General features: G+C 64.2%; 10 protein-coding genes. 6 read left to right on the forward strand and 4 right to left on the reverse strand.

The genetic code is table 11. From position 1 onward, the window contains the following. Positions 1 to 2,035, forward strand: a 2,035-nt coding sequence (locus GPT33_RS14020; protein ID WP_296809969.1) for a glucosidase, incomplete at its 5' end; no start/stop codon positions are given. A gap of 100 nt (positions 2,036 to 2,135) precedes the next feature. Beyond that, positions 2,136 to 3,056 (forward strand): hypothetical protein, encoded by a 921-nt coding sequence (locus tag GPT33_RS14025; RefSeq protein WP_296809971.1) that lies wholly within the window; start codon positions 2,136 to 2,138, stop codon positions 3,054 to 3,056. 107 nt (positions 3,057 to 3,163) lie between these two features. Here GPT33_RS14025 and GPT33_RS14030 read toward each other — a convergent pair whose 3' ends face one another. From GPT33_RS14030 to GPT33_RS14040, 3 genes are read right to left on the reverse strand one after another with little or no spacing between them, the layout of a single operon-like run. Further along, positions 3,164 to 4,426 carry an MFS transporter gene (locus tag GPT33_RS14030; RefSeq protein WP_296809973.1) on the reverse strand — a complete coding sequence of 421 codons (1,263 nt, stop codon included), beginning with the start codon at positions 4,424 to 4,426 and terminating at the stop codon, positions 3,164 to 3,166. Next, entirely contained in the window at positions 4,423 to 4,563 is a 141-nt protein-coding gene (locus GPT33_RS14035) for a hypothetical protein (RefSeq protein ID WP_296809975.1), read from the reverse strand. The genes GPT33_RS14030 and GPT33_RS14035 overlap by 4 nt, the downstream gene beginning before the upstream one ends. Positions 4,564 to 4,570: 7 nt before the next feature. Further along, positions 4,571 to 5,515, reverse strand: a complete 945-nt coding sequence (locus GPT33_RS14040) for an AEC family transporter (protein WP_296809977.1) — start codon at positions 5,513 to 5,515, stop codon at positions 4,571 to 4,573. Positions 5,516 to 5,757: 242 nt separating this feature from the next. Between GPT33_RS14040 and GPT33_RS14045 the strand changes: the two genes are divergently transcribed. After that, entirely contained in the window at positions 5,758 to 5,958 is a 201-nt protein-coding gene (locus GPT33_RS14045; protein WP_296809979.1) for a hypothetical protein, read from the forward strand. 127 nt (positions 5,959 to 6,085) lie between these two features. Here GPT33_RS14045 and GPT33_RS14050 read toward each other — a convergent pair whose 3' ends face one another. Continuing rightward, on the reverse strand, positions 6,086 to 7,894 hold the full coding sequence (locus tag GPT33_RS14050; protein ID WP_296809981.1) for a mechanosensitive ion channel domain-containing protein: 1,809 nt from the start codon (positions 7,892 to 7,894) through the stop codon (positions 6,086 to 6,088). A 478-nt stretch (positions 7,895 to 8,372) separates the two neighbouring features. Between GPT33_RS14050 and GPT33_RS14055 the strand changes: the two genes are divergently transcribed. The 3 genes from GPT33_RS14055 to GPT33_RS14065 all read left to right on the forward strand — a co-directional run. Further along, complete coding sequence (locus tag GPT33_RS14055) at positions 8,373 to 9,476, forward strand: linear amide C-N hydrolase (RefSeq protein WP_296809983.1); 1,104 nt, start codon at positions 8,373 to 8,375, stop codon at positions 9,474 to 9,476. Positions 9,477 to 9,663: 187 nt separating this feature from the next. After that, complete coding sequence (locus GPT33_RS14060) at positions 9,664 to 9,927, forward strand: YtcA family lipoprotein (RefSeq protein ID WP_296809984.1); 264 nt, start codon at positions 9,664 to 9,666, stop codon at positions 9,925 to 9,927. 3 nt (positions 9,928 to 9,930) lie between these two features. Then, on the forward strand, positions 9,931 to 10,508 hold a 578-nt coding region (locus GPT33_RS14065; RefSeq protein WP_296809985.1), incomplete at its 3' end, for a biotin/lipoyl-binding protein.

A 10,508-nucleotide genomic window follows, 5' to 3' on the forward strand; every position in this document is an offset into this window, starting at 1 on the left:
CGAGGAGCGGCCTTTGCTCGTCGCGGGGGCCGCTGCCACGGGGTTTGCAGGCGTGACGGCGGACGACCCGCACATCGGGCGATGGCATCTGGCAGCCGGCGCCGGCCCGGACGGCAAGCTGCCCGAGCCGCTCTTCTGTGAGAACGAGACCAATACCGCCCGACTCTTCGGCAGTGCCGACAGTCCGCCCTACCCCAAGGACGGGATCAACGATCATGTCGTCGCGGGCGCCGCGACCGTGAACCCGGACCGGCGCGGGACCAAGATGGCATTCCGCTACGCGCTGCGCGTGGGTGCCGGGGAGTCGGTCGAGCTGCGCCTGCGACTCGCTCGCGACGCGGCAGAGGATGCTGTGGATCTCGGCGCCGGGTTCACGGACACCCTGGCGGAGCGCCGTCGCGAGGCGGACGCCTATTACGACACACTGCGGCCGCAGGACGCCACCGAGGAGGAGGCAGCGGTCATGCGCCAAGCCTTCGCCGGGATGATCTGGAGCCAGCAGTTCTACCACTTCGACGTCGCACGCTGGCTCATGGGCGACCCCTCCCAACCGCCGCCGCCAGCGACGCGACGCAGCGGTCGTAATGCAGGTTGGCAGCACCTCGACGCCCACGATGTCATCGCCATGCCCGACAAATGGGAGTACCCCTGGTTCGCGGCCTGGGATTTGGCATTTCACTGCGTCGTTCTCGCCCACATCGATCCGGCTGCGGCCAAGCACCAGCTCCTGCTTCTCGGCCGCGCCTGGTATATGCATCCCAACGGCCAACTGCCCGCCTACGAATGGGCCTTCGGGGACGTCAACCCCCCGGTTCAGGCTTGGGCGGCGCTGGCGGTCTTTCGCATCGACGGCGGCACCGATTTCAACTTCCTCGGGCGCATGTTTCACAAGCTCTTGCTGAACTTCACCTGGTGGGTCAATCGCAAGGACGCGACCGGCGACAATGTGTTCGAGGGTGGGTTCCTCGGTCTCGACAACATCGAGCCGTTCGACCGCTCCGCGACCCTGCCGGGCGGCGGCCTGCTGGAGCAATCCGACGGCACGGCCTGGATGGCGAAATACTGTCTCAATATGCTCGAGATGGCATTGCGACTCGCCAATCACGACGCGTCCTACGAGGATATCGCGCTCAAGTTCTTCGAGCATTTCGCAGCGATCGCCGTGGCGATGGGGGAACTGTGGGACGAGCGCGATGGGTTCTTCTACGATCGCCTGCGCAAGCCCGACAGCACGGTTGCGACCATCCGCTCACGCTCGATGGTCGGTCTGCTGCCGATCTTTGGCGCCGTCGAGCTTCCGGCTTCGCTCTGGAAGCGCCTGCCCACCTTCCGCAAGCGGGCACGTTGGTTCATCGACAACAAACCCGAGCTGACCGCTTTCCTGCGTTATTTCAGGACGGGGCGCTTCCCCGAGCTGATCTGTCTGGTCGACGAGGATCGGCTCAAGCGCGTGCTGGCGCCGATGCTCGACGAGGCCGAGTTTCTCTCACCTTATGGGCTTCGCTCGCTCTCGCGCTTTCACCGCGAGCATCCGCTCGTTCTTCAGATGGATGGGGCCGAGCTGCGTCTCGATTATGAGCCCGGCGAATCCCAAACGGCGTTGTTCGGCGGCAACTCCAATTGGCGAGGGCCCGTCTGGTTTCCGCTGAACTTTCTCGCCATCGAATCGCTGCGGCATCTGCACGGATGCCTCGGGGAGCGCGTCCGGGTCGAGCTGCCGACCGGCTCAGGGCGGCTGGCACATCTCGGCGAGGTGGCCGACGAGATCGAGCGCCGTCTGCTCAGTCTTTTCTTACGCGACAACAGTGGCGAGCGACCGGTCTTCGGAACCCGGAAGCCGTTTCGCGGCGATCCGCACTGGAACGATCGGATCCTGTTCTACGAATATTTTCATGGCGAGACCGGGGAAGGCCTAGGTGCTTCGCACCAGTGCGGCTGGACGGCATTGATCGCGGCGAACATCGTGGGTCGCAAGGCGCGCCTGTCGTCAGAGTCGCCCGATGTGTCGCGGTTTGAGTCAAAGCCGAGCTCATGAGGAGATTCGCGCGTTGTTGACGGGAAACTTCCCGATTTGCGGCGAGTGCATTCTCCGAACATCTTGCATTCACCGAGTACAGTTGCGAATAGAGGACAACATGATGGCCGAATCCAATACGAGCACGCCGCCGAGGACCCACCCAGAACCCGAAGGGCCGGTCACACTGTATTATGAATTCCGCGTTCCGAATCCGGAACACGCGAAGGTACTCGACACGATCGATGCGCTGATTGCCTTGATGCAAGGCAAAACCGGTTATCTGAGTCTCTCGTTGAAGCAGATGACAGGTGAGTCGACGATGGTCAAGAACTACCCCGAACATCTTAAAGGCGTGCTCGCTCAAGGTTATATCGACAACCCGAAGGTACCGGAATTTTATTCGCTTCTCCTGCGCTTCGCGGATCTCGAGGCGCTCGAGTCATCCGATGTCCAGTCGTGGTTCGAAGAGAACATCGCCCCGTCGCTCTTCGCTTACAGCGGGACAACGAAACCGCCGACCAAGACAGGGATCGCTCTGGATGTCTTCAAGGGCGTTTTCATCACCGTTGCCGCCGGTGACCGCAGCGCCATCTACACGACCCCGGACGAGATCCGGCAGTTTCTCGCGCATCAGTCCGACGAGGTGGGCAATGCCTCTGTCACGGTCGAGAATCACGTCATGATCAACGACCGACAGGTCGCGCCGTTCAACGAGACGGTCAAGGCCCTGCTGACCATTGCGCAGGACACGTGCCGCCCGGACGTGAACGACACGGATTATGACGCTGCGTATCCCCACGGCCGGGAAGGATCGAAGGACAACCACCACTACCGCAAGGCGGTCACCACCGAGATCCTTCAAAACGCCTATCCCGACGGCGATCTGCGCGCCTACCTGATGCACGGGGTGTGGGAGAGCGTTTACGATCACGAAAACTCCCATATCGACCCGCGTTTTCAGCAGGCTTCGGGTCCGGTAGGGGCTTATGTGGTCAGTGGGCCGGTTGAACCCTTCTATCGGACGATCAAGCAAGGCTGACGAGACGGACCGGTGCAGCCGCAGGCAACGCAGCGTTGGGCCGACTGCACCGGGTCCACGCTCGGACCTTCCCGATGCCGATAGGGCGACCGAGAAGCTCTCCGGGATCAGCGCGTGACGGAGCGTCGACGTGTCGCGATACCGTACGAAAGCGTGGTGACGAGATTGACGCCGGCCAACAATGCAAACATCGCCTTGAAAGACTCCGGCGGATGCTCCCCGGGAGCGTCGGCAAACATGTCGATCAAGGCGCCGGAGGCCGCCAGCAGGACGCCCGCACCGCCGATGGCACTAAAGCTGAGCAGCGTTATCCCCCTCACCAGCAACTCCTTCGGCACCCACTCGCGCATCTGGGCCACGGCGAGCGGATAGCCGGCGCTGACGAGACCAAACAGGATGAGCCACATCGGAAGCCACGGCCGCCCGAGCAGGCCAGCCGCCGGAAGCGCAAGCAGCCCGGCCAGCACCAGACCGCCGACCAGGGACACAGTCACGGCACTGATCGCAAGTTTCGGCGCAGCACCCCAGACCAGGGAACCTGCGGCAAACGAGCAGGCTGCCAGCGTCAGGAACTGGGCCGCTTCGACCCCGGTGAATGCATAGACGGACCGCAGCCAAGAGGCACCCCAGCCGGCAAAGAGCACGACGGAGGCACCGGTCATGCCGATCTGGAATGCGACCAACCCTGCAACACCCGGCGCGCGTGCAACCCGCCGCACACCGGTCCGCATGGCCTGCCAGGAGTTGGTTGCTTCGCCAGGCGTCCAAGCCGCATGCCGCAGCGAGATCAACATCGCCACCCCGAGGAGGACGGTCAGCAACGCCGACAGGCCGTAGCCGGTGCGCCACCCAACCGCAGACGCGAGCCAAGCAAAGGGTGCTGCGGCGACCAAAAAGCCCAGCCGCCCGATCCCGGATTCCATGCCGGAATAGGTCGAGAAGCGATCTGCGCTGACACGGGCAGAAATCAGGCCCATGATCGCGACATAGATCGGCGCGGCGCCGATGCCGATAGCGATCCGTGCGCCCAACAGGGCAGCGAACCCGTCGGCGGCCGCGAACGCCAGAGCTCCACCCACCAGCATCAGAATCGAAAACCCCAGTACCCTAAGCGGACCAACGCGGTCCATCGCAATCCCCAGCGGGATCTGAGCGATGGCAAAAGCGACGAACAGCGCAGCGGCGAGTATGCCCGCCTCGGTGGCTGAAAGCGCGAATGCGCGCTCCAGTTCCACTTCGACCACCGCCATCGAATTGCGCAGCATCATCGACATCAGGTAGAACAGGCCGGGCACTGCGACCAACAGAGCCATGGAAAGCGCCGAAGGATCCGTCGGCCGGCGGACATTGATGGTATTCGATGCAGTCATGCAACCCCCACGGCGAGAATGGCGGCTCCCGACGGCGCGCCGACGACGACGAATTCCGCAAGCCACTTGGCCAACAGCTGTATTGCCGTCGCAAACAGCAGGATGTCGGAGAACCGGGCAAGCGTGTCTTGCGGCACGGCCGGATCAGCCGAACGCGATCACCATCAACGGAATGGTGAGCAGCGACAGCAGTGTCGTAAACAAAATCAGTGATGCCGCGAGTGCCCCGTCGCATCCGGACTGCCGCACGAAGATCGCCGACAATGCGGTCACCGGTGCCGCGCCTTGCAAGATCAACGTTGCGGTAATCGACTCCGGCAGCGACCAGACCCAGGCGCCGATGGCCAATAACGTCGGCTGCAGCACGAGCTGAACGGCAGCCACGAACGCGAACAGCGGCAACAGGTTGGCGATGGTGATCGGCCTCAGCATCAAACCGATCGCAAGGCCGACCAGGGGCAGCAAAGCAGCCTCCAGATGATCGAGCGTCAGGAACAGGGTATCCAGCGCGAGATTTCCGCCGCGCGGCAGCGCAAATTGGCCCCACACTATTCCGGCGATCACGGCAGGCACGATCGGCGAGCCGAGGACGACCCGGGCCCCGGCGCCGAGCGAAAATCCGTCGCGCCGGCCGTAATAGGACGCGATCAACGGGCCGAGAATAAAGAGCGGCAGCTCAACGCCCAAGACCCCGATCAAGATGCTCTCCTGCAGGTCCAGTTCCGGATGGGCGATCTCCACGAGCGGGATCCCGACCAAGGTCGCCGAACCGAAGCCGGTGCACAGGATCAACGCGCCAAGTTGCAACCGTCCCAGGTGCAGGAAACGCGTACCGACGTACCAGGCGAGCGCCATCAGCATGAGCCCGCTCAGGAAGAGCATCGTCGGCGCCTTGAGCATGTCCGCGCTGATCGGATGCGCCGAGAGGTGGTTGAAGACGAGCGCGGGCAGAATCAGCAGCGTGATCACCCGAGAGAACACCCCCGCGTGATCCTCGGTGAGGGCGCCCGCGCGCCGCAGTACGAGAGCAGCGATGATCAAGAGCACCAGCAGCAGCATCGCTTCGATAATCGGTGTGTACAGCGCCATGGACGATTCTCCGCGTCGAGTGTGGTGTGGTGTTGGTCGTGTTGCGCCGTGGCGAGTCAGGCACCGCTCGGCGCCGCTCTTCGAGCTCGAAATGTTTCAGCCACTGCCGCTGTCCGTCGTTCCGGCAAGGTGTTGCCGATTCGGGTGTTCCCGGAGAGCTCGGAGATCATCTCGACGTGATTAGCCCCTGAGAGAGACCATCGCGCGAGATTGCCAAAGCCGTCTTCAAGGCCGAAGCGATCGTGCCGCCCGACGACCTGCTGCGCTACATCGGGGTCGACGCCAATGCCGGCAAGCGCTGCGAGCTGGCCTACAACAACCAGTTCATGGTGAATTTGTGGAGCGGTCTCGCAACCGCAATGATGGCCATCTCTTGGTGCTCGCCAACTTCAGCGAATATCCACAGACCGTGCAAGGCGATCTACCGCGTCACGCGGGCCTAACCGGAGAACTCACCGACCTCATTAACGGGAATCATCCGTCAACCGATGCGAGCGGTCGCATACAGCTACCACCCTACGCTCTGCAGTGGCTTGCCGGCGACGGTCGGCTGTGATTGGGTGCGTCGCCTCAACCCCGATCTGCGCCGGGCGAGCCTTCGGGCGGATAGTCGAGCGTGTCGCTGATACGCTTGCGTTGCGTCTCGTCCAGGTCCGGGAAGGGCAGCTCGTGGGCGGCGGCCCATTCGCGCACCTGCTGCTCCGCCGCCGCGCGTGCTTGCGCGTCGAGTCCCGCGTCGCGCGCCATGTACAGCACCCGCGCAGGGAGCCCGAATGCCGTTCCGGCCTGCTTGACCTGTTTCATCACCCTCAACATGATGTCCTCCTGAATGGCGAGGAACTCCGAATAGCCGGTGGTGCGGATGTAGGCACGCAGCTCGACGGTGAGCGCATGGTCTTCAAAGCCGACAAAGCGCACCCGGATCGGCTCCTCTGCGGTATGGATGGTTTTGGGGTGGGCATGCAGCAGCTCGCGCAGCGCGGCGAGCAGATAGCGCAGTTGGTCGTCGCCGGTCTCGTGACGCACCGCAAAGCGCTGCTGCAACAAGAACCGATCGCAGGCACTGAGATTGACGATGTTGCGCTCGGCCAGGTCGGCGTTGGGGATGGTGATCAGGGTGCGGTCGAGCTGGCGGATCTTGGTGGAGCGCAGGCCGATGGCCTCGACCCGGCCGACCGGGTTCCAGCCCTCGCCGTGACGCTCGTCGAAGCGGATCAGGTCGCCGACGCGGACGGGCCGGTCGGCGAAGAGGTTCAGCGCGCCGATGAAGTTCTCCAGCGTCGGGCGGGCAGCGAGCGCCACGGCCAGACCGCCGACACCGGCGCCGGCCACCAGGCCGTAGACCGGGATGCCGAGGCCCTGCGCGGCGGAGAACAGCAGCATCAGGATGGCAAGCAGGGCGACGACACGTGCGCTCCAGCGCACCAGACTCGGGTCCAGGTGCTTGGTGCCGCTGCGGGGCATGGCGTTGAGTGCATCGGGAATCCAGCGCGCGAGCAGCAGGATCGTCCAGATCAGGGCCAGTCCGGACGCCAGCTCGGCAAGGTAATCCGGCCAGGCGGTCACCATGCCGGTAACCTGCACCTGGTCGTCGAGGAAGGTGCGCAACAGCTGCGTCGTCACCAGCATCGCCAGCGGTGCAACCAGGCGTCTCAGCAAGGTCCCGACACGGGCATCCCAGGCACGGCGCCGAGACCAGCGGATCGCCACGAGGATCAGGGCCAGCGTCGAGGCCAGGCTCGCCAGCAGCATGGCCCATTTCCAGGCGACTTGGCCGGCAATGGGGCGCCGCGCCCAATCCGGCAGTCGCTCGATCGTGCGCGGCGGCAGCATCCAACCCGAGAACCCGAGTGCGGTTCCTGTCAGGTCGTCGACATCCTCGATGCGCGATGGGCGCAGATAGGGCAGCTCGCGCGCCCGCTCTGCGTAGGTTCGTGCCGAGGCGATTGTCTCGGGGCTGAACAGAAACGCTCCGGCACGTGCTCCTTGCTCGACGCGCTGGATGACGATTCCGGTGCCCGGCAGGCGCCATCGCGGCGGTTGGTCGGCCGGTGCAACCGTGCTTGTGTCGGTTGCGGCATCGGGGATCGCCTCGGCGGGCGGGAGCTCGACCCGTGCGATCACCTCCCAGAGCCAGATGATCGTCGCGGTGGCGATCTCATGCTGCGCGGCCGGCGGGACACCGCTGAGATCCATCAGGTTCATGCCTTGCTCCACCGCCCGCAGGACCGCCCGCTGGGTCTCGGCGCTCGGCGCTGCACGGTATGCGGCATAGCGCTCGACGATCGTGTCGATGAGCGCGAGAAAGCCGGTGAAGGTGGCGCGCGGCGAGGCGGTGTCGGGCGGGCCGAGCATGCCGGTCGCATCTGGGAAGGCCATGCCCGGTGTCCAACACAGCATCCAAATCAACAGTAGCCGGAAGACAGATGCCGACGGCGACACGGTTGCGCGGGAAAAAGGGTTGTTCATGACTGCTCTATCCGCCCGCTGCATGCGCGCCGCTTCCGATCCGTGCTCGAGAAGTGCCCTTTCCCGCGAGAGCATCGGGCCAAAGCGAAGCTGTTTAACTCTCGGTTTGCCGTATTGATTGTATCGCGACGAATAGCCCGATTGCCGCAATTCCGGATGCGCTCGTTGTTCCCGTTCTGTTCGGCATCGGCTATGATTGCCCCATTGATCGTGGACATGAAACACACCTTCAAGGTCTTTTGCCCTGCATCCGGTCTCGCACCCCATGAACGAAGCGAAAGCGAGCTCCGATGCTTTCGGCTGTGTCGGTCTATGGGTCGGTCTATGGGGCAGATGTGGAGCGCGGAATCGGTGACGACACCAGCGTCGAGACACTCAGGAGATCGTTATGTGCACATCGCTCGTCTATCGTGACGCCGCCGGCAGGTCGTATTTCGGGCGGACGCTCGAGCTCACGGTCGATCTGCCCTATCGGGTCGCCTGGTTCCCTGTAGGCTACGCCATGAGCTCGCACGTCGCGGATCATCCGCCCGTAGGCTTCACGACCCGCTACGGCGTCCTCGCCATCACCATGCCGGCGCGGATCCCGACCAAGGACAACCCCATCGGTCCGGCGGACCTCAAGGTTCTTGAAGGGCTGAACGATCAAGGTCTGACCTTCAGTCTGCTGTCCTATCCGATGGCTGCCGGGGCCGAGGCGCCGATCCCGAGCGAGGCTGCGGTCCTTTCGGCTTCCGATCTCGGGCTCTGGGCGCTGGGGCAGTTCGGCTCCGTTGCCGAAGTCAAAGCGGCGCTCGCCACGCAGCCGGTGAAGCTCGAGGCCCTCGCGATGCTGGGCGGCGTGGTGTCCCCCTTCCATTATCTGGTGAACGACGCCACCGGCGCCTCCTTCGTGATCGAGTTTCACAAGGGCGAAATGTCGGTCTACGACAATCCCGTGCGGGTGATGACCAATGCGCCTCGCTTCGACTGGCATTTGACGAATCTCGACAACTACACGTTTCTCAGCAACGTGGATCGGCCGACCGCGACCTTCGGCGACTATGTGGCCACGCAGCCGGATTCGGGTGTCGCGACCTCGGGTTTGCCGGCGTCCAACACATCGGTCGGGCGCTTCGTGCGCGCCGCGTTTTACGCACAATACGCCGAGAAGGCCGATACGCCGGACAAGGCCGTGACGACGCTCGCCCATATCATGAACAATTTCGACCGGCCGCGGGGGGTGACGATCGATCTTCCCGAGGCCGGGAGCAGCCATCTGGAGGTCAAGGGCCTCGACGCGCCGGGCGGTGGTGCTGCCACCGAGTTCACCTGTTGGACGAGCCTCTCGGACTTAGACCGCAAGCTCTTCCTTCTGCGCGATTACGAGACCTACAACTACACGCGTTTCGACCTCACGGCATTGGCCGGAGCAGACAAGCCGCTGGTGTTGCCGTTTCAACGATTGAGGGGCGATCCGGCAGACGGTACGGCAGCGCTGAAGTCGGCGTGAGGCCCGGGGAGAACGCGATGCACTCAGGAGCCGGACGCGGCGTCTCGCGCCGGACGGTGCTGTCAGGGATTGCGGGCAGCCTTGCTGCCGCCGCACTTGGACCGCTGGCCCGGGCGGCGACAGCGCCGGAAAAGGCCGGCGCAATCCTCAAAGATACGCTTGGCACCGAATGCCCGGAGGCACGCTCGTGAGACGGATCCTTCTCCTTGCCCCCCTGTTGCTCGGGCTGCAAGGCTGCGGATACACGGCGAGCCCATCGCTGCCGTTCTACGGCGCCTATTTCCCCTACTGGCTGTTCTGCGCCGTCCTTGGCGTGCTTGGCTCCGTGCTCGTGCGGATGCTGCTGATTCGCTTAGGCATCGACGAAGGCATACCGATGCGCACGCTCGTCTATATCGCGCTCGCCTGCCTGATTGCCTTTGCTGTTGCGGCAGCCACCTTCGGGCGCTAGTGCATGGCCAAGTCTGCCTATGCGCGAAAATACACGGTTGTCGGCATCATCGTTGCGCTGGTGATCGTCATCGGCACGGTATTCTCGGGATGGTTGTACTTCCAACGCGCCGCGAACAATCCCATGTCCGAGGACGCCGTGCTGACGGCGAGTGTCGTCAACGTTGCTGCCACTATCGCGGGACGGGTCGTGACCATCGCCGTGGTGGACAACCAGCGTGTCGCCGAGGGCGATCTGCTGTTTGCGATCGATCCCGAGCCCTACACGCTCGCCGTGGCGCAGGTCACGGCAGACCTGCGACTCGCCGAGGCGACACGCGACGCTCAACGTCGGACGATCTCGGCCGAGCAGTCGAACGCGGCCGTCGCCGCCGAGCAGGTTCAGCGCGCCCGCACCAACCTCGCGCTCGCCGAGGCGACGCTCGCCCGGCTCTTGCCCCTGGCGCCGAAGGCTTACGTCACTGCCCAGCAGGTCGACGATGCCCGTACCGCGCGGGACGACGCACAATCCAGCCTCGATCAAGCGCTGCGCCAGGCCGACGCGGCGGATGCACTGGTGACCACGCTCGAGGCTTCGGATGC

Source organism: Thiocapsa sp., assembly GCF_011390875.1.
GTDB lineage: Bacteria > Pseudomonadota > Gammaproteobacteria > Chromatiales > Chromatiaceae > Thiocapsa.

Excerpts from the sequence above, each read along its gene's own strand:
- GPT33_RS14025 (WP_296809971.1), top strand. The coding sequence starts at position 2,136 with ATGATGGCCGAATCCAATACGAGCACGCCGCCGAGGACCCACCCAGAA.
- GPT33_RS14040 (WP_296809977.1), bottom strand. The coding sequence starts at position 5,515 with ATGGCGCTGTACACACCGATTATCGAAGCGATGCTGCTGCTGGTGCTC.
- GPT33_RS14030 (WP_296809973.1), bottom strand. The coding sequence starts at position 4,426 with ATGACTGCATCGAATACCATCAATGTCCGCCGGCCGACGGATCCTTCG.
- GPT33_RS14055 (WP_296809983.1), top strand. The coding sequence starts at position 8,373 with ATGTGCACATCGCTCGTCTATCGTGACGCCGCCGGCAGGTCGTATTTC.
- GPT33_RS14050 (WP_296809981.1), bottom strand. The coding sequence starts at position 7,894 with ATGGCCTTCCCAGATGCGACCGGCATGCTCGGCCCGCCCGACACCGCC.